The sequence below is a fragment of the Anaerolineae bacterium genome, from assembly GCA_016931895.1.
Lineage (GTDB): Bacteria > Chloroflexota > Anaerolineae > 4572-78 > J111 > JAFGNV01.
Window position 1 is genome coordinate 18,208 of sequence record JAFGDY010000039.1, and the last position, 24,436, is coordinate 42,643.

General features: G+C 54.6%; 14 protein-coding genes and 1 tRNA gene. 4 read left to right on the forward strand and 11 right to left on the reverse strand.

From position 1 onward, the window contains the following. Window positions 1-48 precede the first annotated feature (48 nt). Window positions 49-1,389 carry a tRNA (N6-isopentenyl adenosine(37)-C2)-methylthiotransferase MiaB gene (gene miaB / locus JW953_03430; protein ID MBN1991730.1) on the forward strand — a complete coding sequence of 447 codons (1,341 nt, stop codon included), beginning with the start codon at window positions 49-51 and terminating at the stop codon, window positions 1,387-1,389. On the opposite strand, the gene JW953_03435 is transcribed toward miaB, so the two are convergent. The 9 genes from JW953_03435 to JW953_03475 all read right to left on the reverse strand — a co-directional run bounded on the left by JW953_03435 (window position 1,352) and on the right by JW953_03475 (window position 17,914). Next, window positions 1,352-4,555: a TIGR03663 family protein gene (locus JW953_03435; GenBank protein MBN1991731.1), complete on the reverse strand. Its 3,204-nt coding sequence runs from the start codon at window positions 4,553-4,555 to the stop codon at window positions 1,352-1,354. The two genes, miaB and JW953_03435, sit on opposite strands and share 38 nt — an antisense overlap. A 78-nt stretch (window positions 4,556-4,633) precedes the next feature. Continuing rightward, complete coding sequence (locus JW953_03440) at window positions 4,634-6,448, reverse strand: glycosyltransferase family 39 protein (protein MBN1991732.1); 1,815 nt, start codon at window positions 6,446-6,448, stop codon at window positions 4,634-4,636. A 233-nt stretch (window positions 6,449-6,681) separates the two neighbouring features. Next, window positions 6,682-7,203, reverse strand: coding sequence for a hypothetical protein (locus tag JW953_03445; protein MBN1991733.1), 522 nt, complete (start codon window positions 7,201-7,203; stop codon window positions 6,682-6,684). Next, window positions 7,200-7,766, reverse strand: coding sequence for a sigma-70 family RNA polymerase sigma factor (locus tag JW953_03450; GenBank protein ID MBN1991734.1), 567 nt, complete (start codon window positions 7,764-7,766; stop codon window positions 7,200-7,202). The genes JW953_03445 and JW953_03450 overlap by 4 nt, the downstream gene beginning before the upstream one ends. 62 nt (window positions 7,767-7,828) lie before the next feature. Next, entirely contained in the window at window positions 7,829-10,480 is a 2,652-nt protein-coding gene (locus JW953_03455) for a hypothetical protein (protein MBN1991735.1), read from the reverse strand. A 148-nt stretch (window positions 10,481-10,628) separates the two neighbouring features. Continuing rightward, window positions 10,629-11,795 carry a hypothetical protein gene (locus tag JW953_03460; GenBank protein ID MBN1991736.1) on the reverse strand — a complete coding sequence of 389 codons (1,167 nt, stop codon included), beginning with the start codon at window positions 11,793-11,795 and terminating at the stop codon, window positions 10,629-10,631. 29 nt (window positions 11,796-11,824) lie between these two features. Further along, entirely contained in the window at window positions 11,825-12,367 is a 543-nt protein-coding gene (locus tag JW953_03465) for a hydrolase (protein ID MBN1991737.1), read from the reverse strand. A gap of 122 nt (window positions 12,368-12,489) precedes the next feature. Beyond that, window positions 12,490-13,260: a class I SAM-dependent methyltransferase gene (locus JW953_03470; protein MBN1991738.1), complete on the reverse strand. Its 771-nt coding sequence runs from the start codon at window positions 13,258-13,260 to the stop codon at window positions 12,490-12,492. A 1-nt stretch (window position 13,261) separates the two neighbouring features. Next, entirely contained in the window at window positions 13,262-17,914 is a 4,653-nt protein-coding gene (locus JW953_03475) for a glycosyltransferase family 39 protein (protein MBN1991739.1), read from the reverse strand. Between the two features lie 100 nt (window positions 17,915-18,014). On the opposite strand from JW953_03475, the gene JW953_03480 reads away from it, so the two are divergent. The 3 genes from JW953_03480 to JW953_03490 all read left to right on the forward strand — a co-directional run bounded on the left by JW953_03480 (window position 18,015) and on the right by JW953_03490 (window position 20,605). Then, window positions 18,015-18,085 (forward strand) — tRNA-Gln (locus JW953_03480). A 201-nt stretch (window positions 18,086-18,286) separates the two neighbouring features. Then, window positions 18,287-19,300, forward strand: a complete 1,014-nt coding sequence (locus JW953_03485; protein MBN1991740.1) for a GNAT family N-acetyltransferase — start codon at window positions 18,287-18,289, stop codon at window positions 19,298-19,300. A gap of 18 nt (window positions 19,301-19,318) precedes the next feature. After that, the gene (locus JW953_03490) at window positions 19,319-20,605 is read left to right on the forward strand and encodes a glycosyltransferase (protein ID MBN1991741.1); all 1,287 of its coding nucleotides are present in this window, start codon (window positions 19,319-19,321) and stop codon (window positions 20,603-20,605) included. 10 nt (window positions 20,606-20,615) lie between these two features. Here the strand turns inward: JW953_03490 and JW953_03495 are convergent, their stop codons facing one another. Both JW953_03495 and JW953_03500 read right to left on the reverse strand, forming a co-directional pair. Then, window positions 20,616-22,127 (reverse strand): hypothetical protein, encoded by a 1,512-nt coding sequence (locus JW953_03495; GenBank protein ID MBN1991742.1) that lies wholly within the window; start codon window positions 22,125-22,127, stop codon window positions 20,616-20,618. A gap of 42 nt (window positions 22,128-22,169) precedes the next feature. Beyond that, complete coding sequence (locus JW953_03500; GenBank protein MBN1991743.1) at window positions 22,170-24,239, reverse strand: hypothetical protein; 2,070 nt, start codon at window positions 24,237-24,239, stop codon at window positions 22,170-22,172. Window positions 24,240-24,436 lie beyond the last annotated feature (197 nt).

The window sequence follows — 24,436 nt, forward strand, 5'->3', positions numbered from 1 at the left end:
GCTTTAAGGAATTGGTCAAAACAATTCCCGGCCAGGAGTGGATTGTTGATGAAGTATCACATTTGGACCGCCGGTTGTCAAATGAACGTGGCCGACTCCCAGCGGGTGGGATCGGAACTGGAAAAACTTGGCTACCGTTACACCGGCAATTACCGCCAGGCCGACGTGGTGGTGCTGAACACCTGCGTGGTGCGCCAGAGCGCCGAAGATAAGGCGACCGGCTTTCTGTGGAGTCTCAAACCCATTAAGGAAGCTAAACCGGATAAAACCATCGCCCTGATGGGCTGCATGGTGGGGGTCAGGGGCAACGGCAAGCTGGCCCAGGCTTTTCCCCACGTAGACGTGTTTATGCCGCCCAGCCGGCCGGACCCGCTGGTTGACTTTTTACTGGCCCGCCAGAGCGAGCAGGCCACACTGGAATATCGTCACAAATTACAAAACGAGGAGCTAGCCCTGGCCTTGCCCCGGCGCCAACAAAATAATCTGGTAGCGGCCTACGTGCCCATCATTTACGGCTGCAATCACGTGTGCGCCTTCTGCGTCATCCCTTCCCGGCGCGGGCGGGAACGCAGCCGGCCGGCAGGTGAGATTGCCGCCGAGATTCGCAGCCTGGCGGCCCAGGGCGTGCGCGAAGTGACCCTGTTGGGCCAAATTGTGGACCGGTACGGGTTTGATATTCCCCACGGCCCGCGCCTGCCCGACCTGCTGCGGGTTATTCACCAGATTGACGACCTGTATCGTCTTCGCTTTTTGACCAGCCACCCCAGCTACATGACCGACGAACTGCTAGACACGGTGGCCGAACTGCCCAAAGTGTGCGAACACATCGAAGTTCCCCACCAGGCCGGCGATGACGAAGTGCTGGCCCGCATGAAACGGGAATACGACATGGTCGGCTACTACAATTTAATTCGCCGCATCCGGGAACGGATGCCCACCGTCTCCATTGCCACCGACGTCATTGTCGGCTTCCCCGGTGAAACGGAAACCCAATTCCAGCATACCCTGGACACCCTGGCCGAATTAAAACTGGATATTTGCCACGTAGCCATGTACTCGCCGCGGCCCGGCACGGTTTCGGCCAAAATGATGCCGGATGACGTGCCGCCGGAAGAGAAAAAACGCCGGTTACAAGCAGTCAATAATTTGCAAGAGCAGATTGTGGCCGAGATCAACGCCCGGCTGTTGGGCCAAACCGTGGAAATTCTGGTCGAAGAAAAACAGCGCGGGCGCTGGAAAGGCCGCACCCGCACCAACAAATTAGTTTTTTTTGAAGATGACGCTCACCAATGGCAGGGCCAACTGGTAAACGTAAAAATCACCTGGACCGGCCCGTGGAGCATGCGCGGCATTATTGAGGTGAGGGAACCGGCACCTGGAACTTCATGACCCGGTTATTGTCAGAGTCGGCTACCAGCACATGGCCCTCGATGTCAACCGCCAGGCCAACCGGCAGGGCAAATGAGGCCCGGTCCTGGCCATATTGGCCCCAGGTTACCAGAACGTTACCGTTACTATCGTAAGCAATCACCCGGTAGCCTTCGGGGTCGCTGATGAAAACCCGATCTTGGTTATCAATGGTCAGGTAGGGTTTGTTGACCACACTTTCCCCTTCCCAGCCCACCACTTCCCATTGAATGATAGGATTGAAGTTAGAATCAAATTTCTGGACGCGCCGGTTCCAGGTATCGGCCACATAGAAGTTGCCCTGGCTGTCAATATCAATGCCCACGGGTTCTTCAAACGTGCCGGGCACAATACCCCCGCCACCCCAGGCCTGTAAAAATCCCCCGGTGGGGGTAAATTTTTGCACCCGTTTATTGCCGGTATCGGTAACGTACACGTTGCCCTGGGCGTCAAGGGCAATATCGCGCGGTCCCCAGAAGTTGCCGGGTTCGGCCTGCGGGTCGGTTTGCACATTGGCAAAGGCGCCAAAGGCAGCTAAAAATTCACCGTTGGCGGAAAATTTTTGGATACGATGATTCCAGGTATCGGCCACGTATACCGTGCCATCCGGGGCCACGGCAATACCCCACGGCTCGTTGAACTGGCCCGGCGCAGCACCTTCGCTGCCCCAGATAAAGAGGAAATTGCCCGCCGGGTCAAAAACCTGGATCCGGTGATTGCCGCTATCGGCCACATAGATGCGCCCGTCGGGGGCTACGGCCAAGTTGCGCGGGGTTACAAATTGACCCTCTCCCTGGCCGTTGCTGCCCCAAATTTGCAGGGCATCGGTTTCGGCTCGTTTACCTTCGTAGGGGTCCAGGCTGGGGGCCTGCACCAATTCAATGGGACCACTCTGGTAGTCCCATATATCGTTAAGCACGTCTTTGCGCACGTAAAGGTAAAAACGATGCACATAGGGCCACTCGTTGAGTTCGTAATCCTCATATTCCCGGTAAAACCAGATTTTCCACAGTTTGCGCCAATTGTCCTTAACCGTTTGCCGGCGGGCGGCCTGGGCCTCGGCGGTGTCGGCGGCCAGGTCTGCCGGTGGCGGGCCGATAACGTAATTTTGCCATAACTTGGTCAAGGTTTGGTCTTTATAATCCTCAATCGGCCACCACACCAGCCGGTAGCGGTAGCGGGTATATCTATCGCCCAAAAAGGGTTTGGCCTTGCTCTCATTGGCCGAGCCGACAATGACAATGGGTGAATCCAACGCCTCGCGGGTGGGATTTTCGCCATAGTAGGCCCGGTTGGGATACTGGCGCATGTACCACTCCAGCGGCCATGTGGAATCATTGTCGTAGGCTACTTTGATCTGTTTGTCACCCACCGTGCGGCGGGAGATGTCGTCAATCTGGTTCAGCACCAGTTTCACATCCGGCGAAGCGTGGGCATAAACCATCACCTCATTGACATAATCATAATTGATATAATTGAACATCCAGGCAAAACGGATGGTCAACAGGCTGAGTACCAAAAGCAGGGTAACAAAAGCGATGCGTAATGCCGCCCCCAGCCCCATTCTGACACTGTAATACCAGACGACTACGGCCAGACCCAGCAAAACAATCAAGGCCAGGAAAAATTGGAACGTTTCCTGAATATCGTTGATGGATTGTCCCTGGAATGGTTCTGCGGTAAATAGAGCAATCAAGGTAGGAATAGTCAAGAGCAGCCCCCCGCCCAGGATAAGCCCGCCTTTTTGCCGTGCTTCCGACCAGTTGAAACGACGCAGCACTGTCTGGATAACGTGCGCGGCCAGGAACACAAAGGGCAGCGTGAGATGAACGGACAGCCAGGGCATTTTTTCCCCGGCCCAGCTATAAATCACCACGGCCAGCAAGGTCCAGTAAATAACAAAGGCCGCAAACGTTCCCCCATCCGAAGGCCAGATGGCGCGGGGAGAGGACGCATCCGCTGGCTGGGCTGTCTCTGAGTTGGTATGGGCCGGAAAGCCTCTGGGACGAAACAGGTACGCCAGGCTACCGCCGAGTCCAATCAGCACCGGCAAAAACTCATACATGGGCACCAGGAAAAGGTAATAATACCAGGGCTGTGAACCGCGTTCTACTTCCTGCTGGCTGAGCCAGTAGTGCAAGGCGCCATACGTGCCCGTAGCCAGGCCGCCAATATTGGAGAAAAAGGTGGTATACAGGAGCACAAAAATGATGGCGGCCGCCACCAAAGCCTGCATTAGCACCGGCAGGCGTTCCGAGAGGCTAACGATCATCGCCGTGACCGGCCGGTTGTTTCGATCCACGCCAAGTTGGATCAAAACCGCGCCAATGAGCAGGCCAATCAGCATGATGGTCATGCCAATATAGTCCCAGGCATCAAACCCTGCTGCTGCTTCAGTCCCTGCCGCCGGCAGCAAGGTATCGGCCTGGGCGGCCAAAATGGCAATAACAATAACCAGCAATAGAATCAGGCCCACCAGAAAAACATTAAGCCACAACCGCGACGATTTGACGTTTTCCCAAACCCAGGCCCAGAAGATAAAGGTGAAACCAATAAACCCATGAATAAAGGCCACCTCTTTGGTGGTCAACATAAAACTTATGGCTATAGTGCCAATAAATAGCCAGCGGTTGGACCGGGTGCGCATGTATTGAAAGAAGGCCAGCACCATCAGCACAGTCCACACAGAAATGTAAATATCGTTGCGAATGTAGCGGCTGTAGTAAAGCAAGCCTGGCGATATCAGAATCATAAACGAAGCGACCAGCGCGCCCAGCCGGCCCAACCAGGGCCGGAACCAATACGGCAGCATCACCAGGGCAATGCCAAAGAGGGCGGTTGAGAGCCGGGCCGTAAAATCATTATCGCCAAACAGAAAATACATGAGCGCGGTGATGTGAAACAGAAACGGCCCATGCATCAAGGGATCATGATGGTAGCCTTTACCCGCGTAAAGATTCCAGGAGTAGAGCGTGTGCAGGCTTTCATCATGACTCATTACCCGCGTGCCCAAATCGTAAAAACGGGTGATAACGGCCAGGAGGAAGAGAATGATATACAGCGCCACTTCCCAATTGAGGGTGAAGGTGTTCAAAAGGGGCAGGTCTAAGCCGCTTTTTTTGTTGATCGTATTGTTTTGAACGGTCAAGGTGCGCTCCTTTTCAGGTAAATGGTAGACAGTAGACAGGGCCATGTGGGAAAGAAGAAAGGTCTACTGCTGAATATTTTAATTTTCGGGCAGGCGTAACCATAGAACAACTTTATCCCCGGTGGGTAACTCGTTGGTATGGCGGTAAATTAGCCACGTGATCAATGTTTTTGACGGCAAACCGGCCGGCGACCAACGAGCGTTCAGGGCAAAGTCCTGCCCAAAATAGGCCTGATCCAAACCCAATTCGTCGGTAGGGGGGGTAATGATGGCCGTGGTAGGTGTATTGAGGTTGGAGGCAATCGCCAGGTGGCGGTAGTTTCGTAATTGCCATTGCAGGGCCGGGCTGGCCACTCTGGCCAGGGTTACGTCCAGCAAGGTTTCATCACCCACCCGGCGAGCCGATTGGTTGGCCAGGGTGTCGGCCAACAGTTCCAGGCCGGTTGCCGGTGGGGTTCCGGCCAGGGGTTGGTAGGGCAGGTAACGCAGCGATCCAAAATTTAAACGCCAGCCAATGCTAACGGCGCATAACACGCCCAGCGTTACCCCAACCAGGCCCAGACCCCGCAGGGCAATTTCGGGGCCGTTCATAAACCAGAAAAAGCCAAATATAAATAGAAAAAGAAGGGGGGGGATGGTTAACACTATCAATTGCATCCAAATAGCATTTTGGCAAAGCCAGGGGATGGGGAAAATACAATCACGCGTAAGCCAGCCGGTCACCAGAATATAGCCAATACTGGCTATCACCAGGCCAACGGCCAGGATAAGGCCTTCGTTTTGCCAGGCACCATGCTTTTGGATACCTGCCCATAGTTCGGCCAGGGCAAAAGCAGCCAAAAAAGCCAACGGCGTTACCAACAAAATAACATTGCCGGTGGGACGGCCGGCCATGAGCACGTCAAGCACCAACAAGCCCACAAACCAGAGGCTAAAACTGACCATCAACAGGCTGCGGCGCACCAGGGTTATGGCCAGGCCGGCCAGGCCGCTAAAAACCAGCAACGGCTCGTAAATGGTCAACAAAAATACGGCGTTGAAACCGGCCTCGGGATGCGGGGCAAAACTGAAACGGTTGAACCAATCAGGCAAAGCGCCGGTCAAGACGCCCAGACCGCTCACGTTGAATAGCGCAGTAGTAGAGAATAAAACCAGGGCCACCACAAAAAAGATACCGGCCTGACCCCAGGGAGGAATTGAACCCGTATCGGTAGCCTTATCTTCAGCCTCGCTCCTTTCTTTCTCCAAAGTTTTAAAAGCCGGAAACTGGACAAAGATAATCAGGCCAAAAACTAACACGATGGAAAAGGCCATTGGCCCGGCCGCAAACATCAAAGCCAACCCTACCGCCGCCAGTAGAAACCAACGCCGTTGTCTGCCCGTAGCCCAATTGAAAAAGCCGCTCACCACCAGCAAGGTCCCCACTGCCACCCCGATTTCGGGATTGAGCGTGCGCGAGAGATAGATAGCGCCGGGGGAAATGGCCAGTAGAAATGAGGCCAGTAAGCAGACTCGCGCGCCCAGAAGACAGCGCATGGTCAGGGGCAGTAAAACCAGAGCCATGCCCAATAATGCAGCCGCGAGTCGCGCCGAAGCATCGCTGCTGCCAATCAGGAAAAAAGTGAACGTGTTCAGCGTCACTAACAGGGGGCTGTAATATTCCGCTGGGGGCAGGTCGCCGCGATAAAGGGCCAGGGCCAAGAGGCTTTGCTGCGCTTCCACGTTTGAAAGGGGATAGGTTCCCAAATTCCACAACCGCAGGCCCAGGGCCAGGATAAAAATGAGCGCGTAGAGAAAGATTTCCAGAGATAACCAGGGCAGAATAACAGGTCTGGTTTCAGAATCAGGAATTATAACCTCCTGAATTTCTGTTTCCGGCCCTGGCTTTTCCACTATTTCCGTTTTAAAAGGATGAGGTCTGATTTTTCTGCGTATCTTTTTGGTCAAGATTATACCGTTTGTGATTGATTGAAATTTTGTAGGTAAACCCTAAAGGTTGTTGAACAAATCGTTGGTCCAGGCGTCTTTAAGATTTTTTGCCCCGGAAGTTTCTAAACGGGTATCATTATAGCACAACTTTTGGCTTTGTTCATAAATAAAGCCGCATATTGCGCGCTTGTTCCTGTTTACGGGCCGATCTGGCCCCCCTTGTTCCCCATTGCCGGGGGCAGCGGGGACGGGCGGCCGGTCAGAGTGGGCTGAACCGGCGGCGCAGCAGGTGTATCTACCCCCATTAAAACCTGGATAGACGAAATAGGCGTGGCCGAAGGCCGGGGCGTCGCCAAAAATGATTGGGGGCTGACCCAGGCAGGCGACTCGGCGGAAGCGGCCGGCGTGATTGTAACCAGGGGCGTGCTGGTGGCCAAAGGCTCCAGCAGGAAGATGCGCACAACGCCCTGGCGCAATACGTCAAAGATTGCCGCGCGCACCGGGGGCAAGGCTAATAAGGCTACTACGGCCAGCCCGGCCACCAACATGGTCCAGGCCAACCGCCGCGACGATTGAACAGCTTGCAGCTTTGGAGCCGCCAGGTGTTGTTTGACCCCTGCGACTATATTGGGTGTGGCCGGATAAGGAAAGTGAGGGGCCACTTTTTGCAGGTGGGCTGCCAACGGCTCAACGGATTGTTCAAATGATGGTTTGTTCATACCGCACGTTCTTCCTTTAAGGCCGGAAATTCTTTGCTTACCACCTCTCGGAGACGGTTCAGGACGCGGTGCAGGCGAGATTTAACTGTGCCGGGGGCGATGTTCATTATCTCGGCTGTTTCCGCCACCGATAGTTCCAAAAAATAGCGTAAGTAGACGATTTCCTGGTCAGCCTGGTTCAAATGCCGGACCGCCTGCCAGAGGGTTTGGGCTTCCCATTGCTGGAGCTGCTGCTCTTGAGGCGTTGGCCCCACTGGTTCTGACTCTTGTTGAAACCACCGGCCCAGGGCCGCCAGATAACGCCCCACCGACCGGCGCCGGTTATGGGCCAAGTTGATGGTGATGCGATATAACCAGGGCCGCAGAGGCCGGGCCAGGTCAAAAAGATCCAGGGCGTAAAAAGCGCGGATAAAAGCTTCCTGGGCCACATCTTCGGCTTCGTCGGCATCGCCCAATAACAAATAGGCCAGGCGAAAGATAGCTTGTTGATGGTGGTCAACCAGCATTGCCCACGCTTCCTCGTCTCCCTGGCGAGCCTGCGTGATGAAATCAGATTCGTTCACATGAATCTTTTCCGGAAAAGATTATTTTACTGCATATACACCGTCCGGTTAGAGTTGGTTCCCTACCGGCGTTGATATATCGTCACATTATCCTGTTCAAAAACAACATCCATCAGAAACGCAAATTTTTTAAGGCCCTGCGCTGAATAGCGTTCTTTCTCCAACAAGCCAACATAAACGTAGGTGATATTGTATTTGTCCAGCAATTCCTGGGCGCGTTGAAAGTCTATGGTATTAAAGAGTTCTTCAATATCCAACTCGCGGCGGCCTGGTTCATCATAATTGCCGCGCCACTGAGCCTCATGATTGCCCCAGCCAAGCGGGGTGGGCAGGCCCGTCAGGGCCGAGATACGGTTGGTATAACTATAAGCCTGGCCCCCGCCATGCGCTTCCAGAATGACCGCGTTGGGGGGGGCATTGGCCCGCAGCCATTGAATGGCGGCATAATCGCCGGGGTGGTGTTCCGCAATCCAGCGAATGCTGTTCAGGGTGGGTTCATCCTGGAAGTTATTGGCTTTGTTGGGGATGGCCAGGATCGGATAGACCAATCCACCGGCCACCAACAAACCCATCCCAACTTGCCAGAGCACGACCCAAAAGCCCCGCAAATTTTTTGAAACAGCATAAAGGGCAAACGCCGAGGCCAGGGCCAGCAGGACCCAAGCTTGAAAATAAAACTTAAAAACCGTGTTCATCCGAATCCCAAAATTATCGCGCAGGTAGATAAACTCCACGGCCAGGGTCAGGCCCAGGCCAACCAGGAGTAAAATGAGGATGAACTTTTCGATGAGAAGGGAAGTAGGGGAATGGTTTTCAGATTGTTCTTGGCTGGGCGTTGATCCATAGGCCGGTTCGTTGACTCGCTGACCGGCTGACTCCCCAACCAACAAAGCCAAAGCCCAGCCCACCAAGCCGCCAACCAGCAAGAATGTCCAGGGATTATGGATGCGCTGCCATAGAGCTACCTGCGCTAATGCGCCCACCGTTGACACACCCAGGGCTTGCTGTATTTCTGGATTACTGAGTATTCCTTCAATGTAACGACGCCCGCTTGGACTGAAGAGGATGCCGACCAGAGAGGCCAACATCAGCAAGATCGGCCCCAAGACAGTGAGGGGCAGCGACCAACTAAGATTTTTTTGCCAATTTTGATACTGCCGGGATAAAACCAGCAAAAAAACAAAACCGGCTACCAGAAACGGGCCGAAGAAAACGAAGAATTGCGGCAAACGGGTTGGATTCCACAGATTGGGCAGAATTCCTCTGGCTTGTGATTGGAAGGTAGCATAGAAGGGAAAGTAGAGGATTATGCCCGCAACACCCAAAATGGCCACGCCAATGATTCCTGAAACGAGAGCAGATTGACTCTTATCAGTCCGGGGTTGGGTTAACCAGAGGATAAAGGCCAGTCCAACTACACTCAGGTAAATGGGAAAATCCCACGTGTTCAAAAAACTTAAACCGCCCACAAACACGGCATAGAGGGCAAAAGCCAACCGTCCGCCAGTAGCTTCGGTGATCGCCTGCCAGCTATCCTTTAGAATCATTTTGGTTTGCTCAAAAAGAGCGGTTAGGCTTGACCCCATTTTTGTTTGGGCTGGCTGATGTTGATTACCGGCCGCCGCCTGTCGGCTGACCAATAAATTCAAGGCCAAGGCCACTACCAGCAGCACAAACGGCAACGCCAGCACGTGCGGATGAACATCGCCTAATAGAAAACTAAAAAAGGGAAATTCATCAATAACCTCTTGTTCCTGGCCGGTAGGCGTGTAATCGGTGAGCACGCGAGAGCCGCGCCACCACCAGATGAAGCGGTCGGGAATCCAACTACTGCCGGGCACAGGTGGTTCTTTTAAATTGCGAATGTCGAGCCAGGCCCAAAAGCCGACCGAAAAAAGGCCCCGTTCATGAAAAACTTCCAGCAGCCCCTCCAGGTTGCCCAAAAAGGCCACAAACAGCGCAGCTACAAAGCCGGTAAGTACAGCCGGAAGATTGGCGATCCTTTGGCCCGGTTCAGAATAGTCTGGCGATCCTTGGGCTTTGCCTGGGACAAATTGGCGATTTACACTTTGATATAAATTGATCAGGTTAGCGCCCAGGCCAAAAGCCGCGGTGAGCGTCAGCGCCAGGAGCGTGGGGATGTAAAGGTTAAAGGCGATAGTGGAAACCTGGCCCGACAGGCGGGTCAGCATCGCCATCAGGACGTAACCAAAATAATAGTAGCTGATGGCAAAACCGGACAGCCAGGGGTCTTGCGGGGGAAAATAATCGCTGTTCAATGTGCCGTTGATAAAGGCGATTTCCATCCATTTTTCACCCCCCGCAGTTTCGATGTTGGGGTTATAGGCTTTGAAGATAGTCCAGCCCACCAGAGCCAGGTGAAAGAGTAATTCCACGGCCAGAACGTAACGCCATTCCTGTTTGAGCCAGGTTAGCAGCGTCCTGTCCCCGGTCTGGACTTGCTGTCGTCGCCAGAGCAGGCCCAAGGCCAGCACCAACACCAGAGCAATGAGGATACCGCCACTATTATTTTGCAGCAGCCGAAACGTACCGCCCAGCCACAAAATATAACCGGCGAGCAGCAGCCCTACAGGCCGGGCAAAGGCAAAGCCCCGGTCGGGCAAAAAGCGCAGCAGGCAAAACGCCAGCGGCCAGCCGACCAGGCCAACGATGAAGGTGATCAGCCACCAAATCAGGAGAGGCGTAAGATCCAAGGTGGGTTATCCCTTAACAGATTGCAGTGATGATATAACGTGAAATGTTCTGTTGCAAATTACACTTTGGCCTATGATTGTTCAAGTTGAATACCCCATTCGTTGGGGAAAGGTTCCCTGGACAAAATTCTTGTCCGGGGGCAATTTTTTATCCTGGTACATCTGCCCATGCCACTGGCCCGACCCACTGCGGGCGCTGCTTGCCGGTATCACCGATCATGGGGCCATGCGGGGCGCTGACGCCGGGCAACTCAATTTCAGGTGTTTTAGAGCGGGCGGTTAAAAAGCCAACCGGAGTGGCCAAGGTAACCAATTTCAGCAGCTTGTGAGTCTGCTCCACTGGCAGCCAGAACCGAGTGCCCCACGAACCGCGATAGGCTGGCAACCAGGGCACATCATCCAGAGAAATGCGATGCACCCAGTCATCATAGCCAATAGTAACGCCGTCGCCGGTGGCGTAGTCAACCAGATTATACAACTCCATCAGGGGATAAGGTTTGGCTTCGGGATAAGTGGCATGCGAACCGGCGGCCACATAGCCAATGGGGTGTGACCCCACCTTATCTACATCTTGGTGGTCCCAGGGTTTGGTGAGGCGGGAGTGGTGGCCGACAAAGGTGACATAAGCGGGCGGCTCATGGGGACGCCCTTGGGCGTCAAGCCGGAAAAAGAGCATCATATTTTCCCAGTCTGCTTCATGGTCGTTCATGCCGTTGAAGCTACGACCCCAATCGTTGTAGCTGTAGAAAAGCCAATATTGCAGGCAGAGGTACTGGCCATCACGCCTCTGGCGATAGTAATAAGTGTAGGCCGGTTTGCGAGACTGGAAGCGGTCTACCGCTGTGTCACGTGTTTGGAGCGGGAGAATGAGGCGGGGCAGTTCCTCCGGTGAGGCGCTTTCGAGCGTTCCCTGGAGCAAAGGCGTAATCAAGTCGTTCCACCAAAACAAGCGAGCCGCGCTTTTGGTCTTGGGGCTGAACCAGCTATAAGCGCAGCTGGCCAACTCCTCACTCCAATTCGAGGCTGCTTCCAACGACCAGCGATACACCAGCTCGATGGCCGCTTGACTCCACCCCTTGACAACCTCCCCACCCGACAACGGCCCAGTCTCCACCGAGCGTAAAAACACTTCCGGCAATGAGGCATGTTTGACCAGATGATCCGGGGTGACTCGGCCTGTTGGCGCCAGGGGCGTACTCTGGCTTTTGACATGCAGGCTACTATATTTGAGCAAGTCATCAACCCGCATCGGAAAAAAGTGTTCACCTTTGGCATAACGTAGAATAGGCGCATATTTTTGATGTAGTTCGGTCATAGTCTTTACCTTGGTTGGGATCAACGTTCTTATTTAACAATACGGGCAATCTGCCGGAACTGATCGCCTTCAGCCACGCGCAGTAATTCAAAGAGGGCCATCTCGGTGCTGGTCAACTTGGCCTCCGCCTCCTTCATTCGTTCCAGGCCAATTTTTCGGTTCTGTTTGGTTCTGGATGAGACGGCATCGGCCACCACCTGCACTTCGTAGCCGGCCTCAAGCAAATCTAGCGCGGTTTGATATACGCACACGTGGGTTTCGATGCCGGTTAACAAAATCTGTTTGCGCTCCAAAGCCTGGAGCGCCGCCATAAAGGGTTGATGGCCGCAACAGCTAAAGCTGGACTTGGCCAGGGGATCGCCATTGGGGGCTAAGAGTTCGGCAAACTCAGGCAAGGTTGGCCCTAATTTTTCTGGCACTTGTTCGGTCCAGATAATGGGTATAGCCAATACCTGGCAGCCCTTGATGATTTGCTCCAGGTGGGCAAACAATTCTTCTTTTTGATACATCAGTTGGGCCAGTTTGCCTTGCACATCAATAACAATTAAAGCGGTGTTGTTTACTTTGAGCATATTTGTCTCTCCTAAAAATACTTACTGGTCAAGTTCAGTGGCTCTATAGTCATCGGCAGATGACGAAGGGCGAACGACAAAAGTTGGTCATTGGTCGTTGGTCGTTAGGATGGCCCAGCCTTTCAATTTTTCGGCGCGGTACAAATAACGGCAAAAACCCGGTGGGGCGTAGCCAGGGGGTCATCAGGAAATTGCTCCTTCAAAAGTTGTTCAAGTTCTTGGTCAAATTGAGCAACCTGGGCAGGGGGAAGAGAAGCGGCCACACCGGCGCTGGCCCGGATCCGCCCCCGCCAGGCCTGGTGGGTGTAGATGGCCGGAAGGTCAAAGGAAAAGGTTTCGATATTTTCAAAACCGGCCACCGCCATATCATATAACCAGGCCGCGTGAATGCCGTTGCCGCCGCTGCCCCGCCAAGCAGGATTATGCTGCAAAATCAACCGCTCGGTGGCTTCAACCACGTTGCCGGGGAGAGGCAACCAATCAAAATGGGCAATCACCAGATGACCGCCCGGCGCCAGCAAACGGCGAACCTCTGCCGCCGCTTTGGGGCGATCAAACCAGTGCCAGCATTGCCCGGCCGTAACCACGGCAAAACTGCCGTCTGCCAGGGCCACTCGCTCCGATACACCCTTGAGGTAATGAACGGTGACGCCAACTTGTTTATCCAGTTGTTCAGCCTGGGCCAGGAGAGAGGCTGATGGGTCTAGCCCCACCACCCGGCAACCCCGTTGGGCCAGGCCGCGAGCCACCGTGCCCGCGCCGGTACCCAAGTCAAGCACACGCTGCCCTCTCAACCCGATGCCAAAAGTCGTCAAACGTTCAAAAAATGCTTCGGGAAAACCGGCGCGGTATTTGCCGTAATCCTGGGCGGTTTTGCCAAAGTCTATGGTCATTTTATTTTACCCGTTTATAAATCTTTGTTTTTTCATTTTCAAAAACCAAGGCCAGTTCGCCTTGAGTCGCAAGCTGCTCAAATTCAACGGCAACGTGGTCGCCATAGGTAATGCGCTCAAGTTGGCCCAGATAGACATAAGTAATATTAAGTTCGTCTATCAGTTCCAGGGTACGGCGCGGGTCTGGGGTGGTCCAAAATTGATTGATCATAAAGTCACGCTCGCCGACTTGCCGGGCGTAGCGCTGCTCGTTCTGATGCAGGCCGCCCAACACCGAGGGCAGGCCGGTGTAAGCCGCCACCCGCATGCCGCCTTCGCGGTAATAACCCACTTTGGCTTCGGCGATGATGGGCGTGCCAAACACGTTAGCTTGCAGCCAGCGGATAGCTTCGTAATCGTATTTGAGTTCAATGAGTTTACCGGCAGGCCATTCAAACGTACCCACGGTCATATAAGCCAGGCCATCGAGCGTGCCGATAGGCGGACGATTGTCATCGCCGGGGAAACGGTCGTTTACCCGCGTGCGCGTGCCCAGCGCGGGATAAACCAGGGTGGCCAGCAGCAAAAGTAAAACAGCGTCCTGCCAGGCTAACTGTCCCGGCCAGGACCAGCGTCCGCTCCACGCCCAGAGTTGAGGCAGAGTGACGGCGGCCACAACCCCAAAAATGAGCCAGACCTGGATATAGAATTTGAACAGGGTGTTCATGCGGTAATAATCTCCGCCGCCGAGCCAATCGCGTAAAAAGAAGAACTCCATGCCCAGCAAAACCAACAGGCCGGTGAAGGCCAACAGGTTCAGGGAGGCAATTTCTCCGGAAGCTTCTGGCCGGAAAAGTAAGAGCAAGGCCAGAGCTACCAGGGGCACGAGATAAGCCGGCACCCCATACCCCAACAGGAACAAGGCCAGGGCAATCACAAACATCCCGGCCAGGCTCAGTAAACCCACCCGGCAGGCATCGGTCTGCCGTTTGACCACCCGGCGATAAATTTCATAAAGATGGGGCCAAACCCGCCAGCGGCGAAGCGCCAGACTCATAACCCGCAGCAGACTATTACGACTGACCGGATAGAGCAGGGAGACCCATAACCATGTCACCAGGATGAACAAAAAGAAGCCCCAAATTTTGAGATGCTGGTCGAGCGGGGTTTTGGTATGCACCAGGCCCAGGCCCACATCAATGGCCTGGTAATTGAGGAAGAAAGGGAGGTATAGAAGATAGGTAACGGTAAATAAAGCCCCGGCAAAGATACCACTTTTCAGTAACAGTAAGCCACTTTTTTGCATGGTCAAGGGCCTTTCCAAACAGCGGTAATCATTGAGCAGAAAAGCTGCCGCCATCAGGCCCAGATAGGTAGGCAGGTCCCAGGTATTGATCACGGCCACTGCGCCCAGCACAAAAGGCAACGCCAGCCAACGGAGGAGGGTAGAGAGGAGTGAATTGGACGCCAATGGGCCATTCTCCGGTTGGCCAGCAATTTCATCAGCAGGTTGACTCGCCGACACGGTAACTGGCGGGCGGGCTGGCCTCAGCCAGTGGTAGACCAGACTCAGAAATAGCGCAGTAAAAGGGAGACCAATCATGTGTGGGTGCAGGTCGGCAAAAATAAAGCTGAAGTAGGGAAACTCGTTGATTGTTTCCGGGATGACGCGGGTGGGATCCCAATAGTTATAGGCGGGAAGCCTTTCGCCGCCGATGAGGGGAGGAATACCGCTTACGGCCCGCGCCACTGTTTCCAGGCCAGGGATGGCGCTCCGAAAATCGCTGGTGCCAAGCTGGCCCAACTCCCGTAAAAATTGGGCCGCTCCTTCCAGGTTGCCCAGAAAAACAACAAACAAAATACCCAGCAGCCCGGCAATGACATACCTGGCACTCAAACTCTGCGATTTGCCATTTGCCATGCCTCTGTTTGATAGATTCCCGGCCAGGCTGAAGACGTTGCTGGCCGTCAAGCCGGCCAGCATCGGCACAGCCAGATTAAACGCGATCTCCGGCCGGATGCCGGTCAATTTGATCAAAAGGCCAACCAGGAACAGGCCATAGTAATAATAATTCATCACCCCTCCGGCAAAAAAGGGGTCGTAGGGTGGCATCGTGGCGCTTTTGACCACGGCGTTGAGAAAACCGATTTCCAGCATTTTTTCGCCGCCCTGCCAGGGCTGCCACAGATCAGGGTTGAGCACTCGCAGCCGGACAAAGAATAAATAAACCAGGAGAAAAATGATTTCCGTAACCAGAATGAGCCATCGCTCTTGCCGCCAGAATTGGGCAATTTTCTGACGCCACTTGATAGCGACCCAAAGAGCAAAACCAAGCAGGATGATGACGGCCAACATAGCCGTAGCGCGGGTATTACCCAGCCAGCCCAGGCTACTGTTGAGCCAGACAAAGTAACTAACCAGCAGCAGTCCAAAACTTTTGCTCAAGGCATACCCTCGATCCGGCAATTTGTGAAAGAAAAAAAAGGTAAGGGGGAAGGTCATAAAGCCAATTAATATGACCGCCAACCACCAAATTGAGACAGCCAGGAAAGTTGAATTGTTGGCCGGGGTGTTCCAGTTATAATCGTCAACAACAGGCAGTTGGTCAACCGGCGTGGTCAGTAGTAGAGATTTACCCTCATCTTTTTCTTCCGGCTGGTACGGGGCGGGCGAATTTTTACCAATACTGCGCAGGCGGGTGAGCAGGGTGGGCGGGCCAACGTAACCGGGCTTGGCCCCGGCCCAGGTATCGCCCAAAATGGCATCCCATTCTGGGGCAGAAAGCTGGCGAGTTTTTTGGAACAGGATGGGTTTGGGGTGATCGTATACGGTAAAACTTTCGTCGGCGGCCTGGTCGTCAAACACCACAGGGCCAAGCCGGGGCGGCGTTTCCACAGAATAGATTTTAGTAAAGCCCAACTCGCCGGAAAAGAGAGCCTGGTAATAGCGCGTACTCATAGGATAACGTTCCGGTAGGCGGGGAATGGTGCGATATAGCCGGTTACTGGCCAGCACAAGGTAATCACAATCCAGCAAGGTTTGGCGCAGAAACGCATACTTTTGCGGGCTGTCCTCATCGTACATAGGCAATTGGGGCTGAAAGTAACCGTGCGCGCCGGGGTTGCCGCCGGGTTCGGGAATGTCGGTGGGCATGCGGTCGTCCCAATGTTCCCAGGCAATACACGAGCCATCCGGCACGTTGGCATAGACCCAACGGGCAAACGTAACCCAGGTATGTTCGGTGCCGTACACGCCGTTGACAAAAGCCAGGGCCCAGAAAATTGCGCCGCCGAGAGCAAGAACAGTTAGAATAACGGCAGCGATTTTGGTTAATTTCTCCGGCCAGGGAGAGCCGGAAAATGAGGGTGGGAGCGTTTCATTGATAATTTGCCCATTTGCGGACGACTTTTGATTGTCTTTACTGGTTTTGTACTGCCACAAAGCCACAACCAGCCCTGCCCCAAACAGGATAAAGAGGGGCACCACCGGAATCATATAACGCATGAATTTGGCCAGAAACAGGCCGGTGGGGCCAAAGTAGAGAATAATCCACCAGAGAATGATCCACTCGCCGGGGTGGGCTTTGCCGCGAACGGCCTTACCGATCACCCAGCCCAACCCGGCAAAAGCCAGCAGCCCCAGCGGCCAGCCCATGCCCCAGCGTAATTGCTGCCAGATAAAATAAATGTAGGGCCAGGTCTGGCGGTATTGCCGGGTAAAGGGGAAGTCGGCCACGCCACTGACCATATTACCCTGTTCATCTATGACCGCCCGCTTGAAGTTTTCAAAATCAAGCAGCACAAAGGGAGAGGTGACGGCGAAAACAACAAAGGCCACAAACAGTGCCATGATAACCAAGATCAGCACCCGACTGGAAAGGGCAGAGGAGAGAGCAGAGGTTGGAAATTCAGACTTGCCCGCCATTTTTTGTTGATGGCAAATAATCAAATAACCGGCTACCACCGGAGCAAAGGCTATGGGCAGGGCGCTGAACTTTGAGGCCACAGCCAGGCCAATGCCCAGGCCGGTGACCAGGGCGGCCCCAATGGACTGACAGTCGTACAACAAAATAGCGCCATAAATGGCCAGTAAGGTAAAAGTAGTGGAAACCGGGTCTACGGCAAAAAAATGAGCCAACTGCACCTGCAAAACAGTAAAGGTAGAAAGAGCTGCGGCCAACAAACCCGCCCAAACCCCGTACAAACGCCGGCCCAATAGAAAGATCAGGTAGACGCTCAGTAAATCGGCCAGGGCCATCAGGCCACGACCGATGCGGGCAAAACCGTGTGGCGTGAGGCTGCTTGATAGAAATTGTTTCCATTCCGGGGGCAGGTCAAACGGCAGAGAGTCGGTATATTGGGCTAAATCATTGCACACGTTGGCCACAAAAACCAGGGTGTACAGCGGAAAATGGCCGTAGGTGTAACTGCGCCGTGTTTGATGATTAACATCCCAAAAAGGATTCAGGGTTGAGGCGCGGGGATTAAGAATCTTGGCCGGGTCTTCCGGCCAGTGGATGGTGGGCGCATAAAAAGCCACGGTCGAACGCTCGTCGGGATGAGCGAAGATGCCATTGTCCCAATTGAGATTGTAGAAGCGAAGGCCAGCGGCTATGGCCATAATCACAATTAGCAGCACTGGCGCCAGTCGGTGGGTTAATCTTTGTTGGTGCATGCTGAGTATTGTAATCGGGGGATGGAGGTTGAGCAAGTGATAAGGGGGTAAGTGACCAATTTGCTCTTACCGTCTGATAATGCTACAATATTTTTATCATTGGGGAGTCGTCTAATGGTAGGACAGCAGACTCTGGATCTGTCGGTCGGGGTTCGAGTCCCTGCTCCCCAGTATCACTATTGGCTAGGGCAAGACAAAAACTTGCCCTACTTTTTTATGTTGTGGCCTCGTTTTTTCTGTTTACTCTCTCCACCCTTAAAAGTCCAGTCCCAGTAAATCCAGGTTCCCGACTGCGGAAGTTTTTGCGGTACCGAGATACAGAACAGCCAAACTTGGCCCAGCATAGCCTTGGAGTCAGCATAAGGAACTGCCATGAAAACAATAGTGTATAATGATGTCGGTGGATTTGAGGCATTGGCCGGTGAATGGGATGAACTACTGGCGCGGACTAAACATGCTCCTATTTTTATGCGATATGTTTATCAGCAAACCTGGTGGCAATATTTAGGCAATAATGAATTGGTGTTGATTGCCATCCGCGATAACAATAACCAGCTTGTGGGCCTGGCCCCACTCTACAGCAAAATCAACCTGACCGGACAGCGAGAGCTGAGCTTTGTGGGTTGCGTGGATGTGTCGGATTATCTGGATCTGTTGGTTGATAAAGAGAGCGTGGACAGGGTGCATCAGGCTTTGCTCGACTGTTTGGCCGGGACAGACGGGCCGCCCTGGGATAAACTCTATCTATGCAGTTTGCCGCAGTCCTCTCTCACCTCCACTCTCCTGGCCCAGGCCGCCCGCGCCCGTGGCTGGCAAGTTGAGGTCTGCCAGCAGGATGTGTGTCCCGTCATCACCCTGGCCAATAGTTGGGATGAGTACCTGGCCGGGATTGACAAAAAACAGCGCCACGAAATCCGGCGTAAGATCCGGCGCATCGAAGACAGCGCCCAGGTACGTTGGAACGTGGTTGATTCGGAAGAGGGGTTAGCGGCAGCAATGGATATTTTTATTGACCTGCACCAAAAATCAACCCGCGATAAGCGAAATTTTTGGGGTGAGGAGATGATTTTGTTCTTCAAGGCTCTGGCCGCCGAGTTGGCCAGGGCGGGCTGGCTCAAACTGTTCTTTATCGAAGTCAATGGGAGAACAGCCGCAGCGCTGCTTTGTTTTGACTATAATAACGAATTCCTGGTTTATAATTCCGGATACGACCCCGACCAATTTGCCAATCTGAGTCCGGGCAACGTGCTAGTGGCTTACTCTATCCAGCAAGCCATCAGGTTGGGGCGCAGCCGCTACGACTTTTTGCGCGGCGACGAGGTTTACAAATTCCGTTTTGGAGCCAAAGCCGAGCCGGTGTATGATTTGCATATTACCTGGCAATAAGGTCACAAAGGGGTAACCATGATCCAGAGAATAGCGATGTTAAGCGTACATACTTGCCCCCTGGCCATGTTAGGCGGCAAGGAGACAGGGGGGATGAACGTGTACGTGCGCGATTTAAGTAAAGCCTTGAGCCGGCGCGGAATCTATGTAGACGTGTACACCCGTTCCCAAAATACAACCAGCGCCCGGGTCAGTAACTCCCTGGCCGAACGGGGGCGGGTGATCCACGTAAAAGCCGGGCCGGAACATCCTTACAACAAAAATCTGGTCTATGACCATTTAGATGAATTTGTCAGAGGGGTCAAAGCCCAAGTTGAAGCCGATCGCCTGGCTTATGATTTGATTTACAGCCATTATTGGCTCTCAGGCATTGCGGCTGCGGCCTTGCGCCAAACCTGGGATATCCCCATTGTGCAAATGTTTCATACCCTGGCCGAGATGAAAAACCGGGTGGCCCAATCCCCCGCCGAACGCGAGCCTGCGCGGCGCGTTGATTGTGAGGGAGAAGTGATGCGCTTGGCCGACCGCCTGATTGCGGCCACGCCCCTGGAAAAAAACCAGATGACCTGGCTTTACGGCGCGCCCTCCGACAAAATCAATATTGTTCCGCCCGGCGTTGACCTGGAGCGTTTTCAGCCGCTGGATAGAGCTGAGGCGCGGCGTTACATTGGCATACCGCCCGATCACCAGATGATCCTATTTGTGGGCCGCATTCAGCCGTTAAAAGGCATTGATATTTTGATGAGAGCCTTGGCCCTGGTGAAACAAAGAGACCCGGCAATTGCCCAAAATATCTGTGTTACTATCATTGGCGGCGATCCTAATCCTGACGCTGAAACAGAAAAAGTTGAGCTTGAACGCCTGGAATCGCTCCGCGCGGAACTGGGCATTAGCGATTTGGTGACGTTTCTGGGGGCCAAAGACCAGGACACCCTGGTTTATTATTACTCTGCCGCCGAAATGGTGGTTATGCCCTCCCATTACGAGTCATTTGGCATGGTGGCCCTGGAAGCAATGGCCTGCGGCACGCCCATCATCGCTTCGGATGTGGGCGGTTTATCCTTTAGCATTGAAGACGGTTTCAACGGCTACCTGGTGCCGGGCCGTAATCCGCAGGCCCTGGCCGACAAGATAGTGATGCTGCTCAAGTATCCCATTTTGCGGGAGCAGTTTGGCGAACAGGCCCGCGCCTGGGTTTCTCGCTACAGTTGGGTTGACATTGCCGACGAGTTGTTGGATGTTTTTGCCGATACCTTGACCCAGTACGAAAAGAAACGCAAAGAAAAGATGGATGTGGTGTGGTGAAAGGTATAGGTCAGTGGGTAGTGGTTACGGCCGGCCGCGCCAGCCGGATGTGTCTCACCTGAAAATCATCCCAAACAAAATTTTCATGTTGGGCGTCGGGGATAAGGCGGGTAGTGGTAATGGTCAGTTCGTTATAGCCGGGGCGCAACAACGAGGCCGGCACGGAACGGCGTATTGTTAGCCAGCGGCGAGTATAATCCTGCTGGGGTAAATCCGGGGAGAGGGGCGTGCCGTTAACGGCCACCGTAGTCCCAACTTCATTTTGCTGCATCAACTCCAGCCGCAGCGTCCAGGCCACCGGCCCGGGGTCAACCACGTAAAAACCGCCGGTCCAGGAAAGGCTGGGCTTACGCCCGGCAAAGAGGGGCCACCAGGGCGGGCGCAAGTCGCTATCGCCCAGGTGTAGGAGAACATCCCGACCCAAAATTTGGATAGTGTCCTGCGGCTCAAGTTGGGACGCAGGTATGCCCCGTTCGTCCCGGCTGCCGATGGCTTCTTGCCAGGCCCGGTAAACAGGGCGAGGCGTGCCGTCAAAGTTAAGCAAACTATAACCGCCAAAGGGGTCGCCCGGCTCCGGCACAGACAGATTCCACACCGTCACCAATTCCACCCAGGGCCACTCGCGACGGATCATGTTTAAAGCGTCAACCAAATAGGCGGCTTGCTGCGCCAAGTTCACCCCGATGTCCGGCTGTTCCGGCGGCGGGTCAACGGTCCAGCCCATTTCCGTAATCCAGACCGGCTTATGGGCGTCGCCGTTTTTAAGCATAATGGCTCGCAACTCGGCCAAGCGTTTAAAGGCGGGATGTTCCCGGTCTCCTGCCGCAGCGAGGGGCGGTTGACCAAAGCTGTAAGGATGGGCCGCCAGCACGTCAAAATAGGCCGACGCCCCGGCGCGATACATCTCTTGCAAAAAAAGTCGCTCGTCCATCGCCTGGCCATTGTTGCTGTTGGTGGGAGCCAGCCCGGCCGCTACAACCACTGCGTTGGGGTCAACCGTTTTGACGGCCTGATATCCTACCCGCAAAAGCTCCGTAAAAGCCGCCGGGTCCGGCGGCTGCCCGCCCCATTCAAGGGCCAAATTGGGTTCATTCCAGATGATGTAAGTCCCCACTCGCCCACGGTACCGCTCAACCACCCGGCGCACAAAATAGCCATAATCGTCCAAGTTATCCGGCGGCGCGTTCAGCGATAAGTCAACTTTACTGGCCCAGGCCGGGTGTTGGTCCAGCCGCACAATTAAATCCAGGCCATAATACTCGGCCCCGGCCACAATCTGATCGGTCACTTCCCAGTGAAACTGGCCCCGCGTCGGTTCAACTTCTCGCCAGGGAAAAACTTGCACAATGGTATCCGCCCCTGACTGTTGGGCCAAAACCAGCATTGAGTCAGCGGGGCGCAGGGTGTGGACGGCAAAACGGAGAGGCATCCGCGCCGGGTTCCTGCTCTCGCTGCACCCGGCTAAAGTGATGAAAATCAAGATCAATAAAACGTATTGCATATTACGTAGTGCGTATCGCATACTTGACCCTTGACGCTCCACTTAACACTCGACACCCCGCCTTTAATCCACCCTTTGCCCCACCCAAACCCCGCCGGCAGCAGCCACAAATAATTCCTCATCTGGCCCCCAGGCCATCGCTTTAACCACCTCGTCGCTCAAATCAGGCGGGCCGATGGGCTGCCACGTTTGCCCCCCATTCGCCGATTGGTACACCCCAGCGTAAGCCGTTCCGGCGTAAAGCAGCCGGCTTTCAGCGGGATCGGCCAAAAAAGCCGTCACCGAGATGTCTGCCAGGCCATAGCCCCAGCCCGGCTCGCCGGTTGGCCCTTGCACCGTATCGCCGCGGTCAAGGCTGCGATACGCGCCGCGCGTTGCGCCAATATAAAGAACCGGATCGTTTCCAAAGATGGATGAACCGGCCTGGGGCAGCAGCGCCAGAATGGATTGCTCGTTCAACTCCGGGGCAACCAATTGCCATATTTCAGACCGGTACGGCGAGGCGCATAACCAATCTGGGCACATCTGGAACAGCAATGTTTGCAACTTCCCCTGCCACTCCTCAAGTTTGCGGCTGCGGTAAAGGCCGGTTTCCGTACCCACATAAACCACCGGCTCCAGGGGATCAACCGCCAAACTGGTTGTTTCCAGCACCTCGCCCAAACCTGCCCAGCGAGCATGCCACGTTTGGCCGCCATCCTGGCTTTCATAAGGGCGCTCCCAGGCGGCCAGGAGATAGAGGTGGTTGGGTTCTTGGGGGTCAACGGCCAGGGCGGGAATCCCCACCCCCGGCGAGGAAGTCGGCTGCCAGCTTGCTCCGGCATCATGGCTATAATAAACTCCGGCAAACGAGGTCCCCAGGTAAAGCCGTTGGCCATCTTGAGGCGCAACAGCAAGTGAGGCTACGCCCAATGGAAATTCATCCGTTAACAGAGTCCAGCAGCGGGTATCGGGTTGCCAGCGAAAGAGGCCGGTTTGAGCGCCCAGCAAAACCCCGGCATCGGTTGTCAGGAGGGTTTGCGCGTTGGGGCTGCCCACCGAGGGGGCAAGATACGCCCACGTTTGCCCTTCGTCAATACTGGCATAAAGACCGTTCCAGGTAGCGGCCAAAAATTTCTCCACGCCGCTGGCCGACCTGACTGCGGCCAGGCCTAAAATACTACCGGCGGCTCGTCCCGGCCCGCCTTGTTGCCAGGTTTCGCCGCTGTCTGGGCTGCGATAAATTTCTCCCTGGCCGGTTCCGGCCCCCACCACTCCATCCGCCAGCCAGAGCAAAGCAGTCACTTCATCCTGCGCCCAGGCTAACGATAACAACGTATGCCAGGATTGGCCGCCATCCAGCGTTCGCGTTAAACGGTCCTGCGTACTGTAATTGTCTAACACCCTGGCCAGGCCATCCTCTTTAATGGTTTGCTCGCGCAGGCTGGCCATAGCCTGCGTGGGGTTAACCGGATTAACGGCCAGATTAGTTATGTACCGGCCCGGATAGGTGCTTTGCCAGGTTTGGCCGCCATCTTGGCTGGCAAACACACCCTGGCCGGAGGTGCCGGCGTAAAGATACCGGCCATCGGGAGAAACGGCCAGGGAAATTACGGCGGCAGAGGCCAGGGGCGACTCATTAGCGGCTAGCGCCTGCCACCCCTGTCCATTCTGCGCCTCGGCATAAACGCCGACCCCATCTAGGCCTACATAGAGACGCCCGGTTGCATCGGCGGCCAGGGCAAAGGCAGTTACTGCTGGTAAGCCTGTAACTGGTTGCCAACTTGCTCCGGCGTCGGCGCTTCCCAACAAGCCGTCACGGGTAGCCGCCCATAAATCCACCTGGCCGTTGCTTAAAATGGGTTGCGGCAACAGGTCAAAAACAGGATTGTCCGCCAGGCCAGCAGCGCCGGTGGTCCACGTTTGACCGCCATCGTGGGTGGTAGCCAGGCCAGCAGGAGCGTAATAGCCGGCCCAAAACCGATCATCAGTGAGCGGGTCGGCGGCTACGGCCAGCATAATAGCCCGGCGAGGCAGGCCAGCTTCGGCTCGTTCCCAGCGCCAGTGAGGCAACGAAGTGACTTCGGCCTGGCACGCTGTCAAATCAAAAACTAAAAACCCACAGCATATTAAAAGCCAAAAACAAGGCTTCATGATGTCCTCACCTGGCCAGGGGCGCTTTACAGCCAAGCCAGAAATCAAGGCGAATGGAATCGCCAAAAATCACGGTCATTTTACCCCGTCCTATTCCGAATCGTTTGACCTATACTGAGATTAGTTTGAAACCATTACTTTCAGTAACAATGGCGGATATGTCATTTCGACCGAAGGGAGAAATCTCCTCGAAACCG

Coding starts and splice junctions, on each gene's coding strand:
- JW953_03490 (MBN1991741.1), top strand. CDS start 19,319: ATGATCCAGAGAATAGCGATGTTAAGCGTACATACTTGCCCCCTGGCC.
- JW953_03460 (MBN1991736.1), bottom strand. CDS start 11,795: ATGACCGAACTACATCAAAAATATGCGCCTATTCTACGTTATGCCAAA.
- JW953_03465 (MBN1991737.1), bottom strand. CDS start 12,367: ATGCTCAAAGTAAACAACACCGCTTTAATTGTTATTGATGTGCAAGGC.
- JW953_03485 (MBN1991740.1), top strand. CDS start 18,287: ATGAAAACAATAGTGTATAATGATGTCGGTGGATTTGAGGCATTGGCC.
- JW953_03445 (MBN1991733.1), bottom strand. CDS start 7,203: ATGAACAAACCATCATTTGAACAATCCGTTGAGCCGTTGGCAGCCCAC.
- JW953_03500 (MBN1991743.1), bottom strand. CDS start 24,239: ATGAAGCCTTGTTTTTGGCTTTTAATATGCTGTGGGTTTTTAGTTTTT.
- JW953_03475 (MBN1991739.1), bottom strand. CDS start 17,914: ATGCACCAACAAAGATTAACCCACCGACTGGCGCCAGTGCTGCTAATT.
- JW953_03470 (MBN1991738.1), bottom strand. CDS start 13,260: ATGACCATAGACTTTGGCAAAACCGCCCAGGATTACGGCAAATACCGC.
- miaB (MBN1991730.1), top strand. CDS start 49: ATGAAGTATCACATTTGGACCGCCGGTTGTCAAATGAACGTGGCCGAC.
- JW953_03495 (MBN1991742.1), bottom strand. CDS start 22,127: ATGCGATACGCACTACGTAATATGCAATACGTTTTATTGATCTTGATT.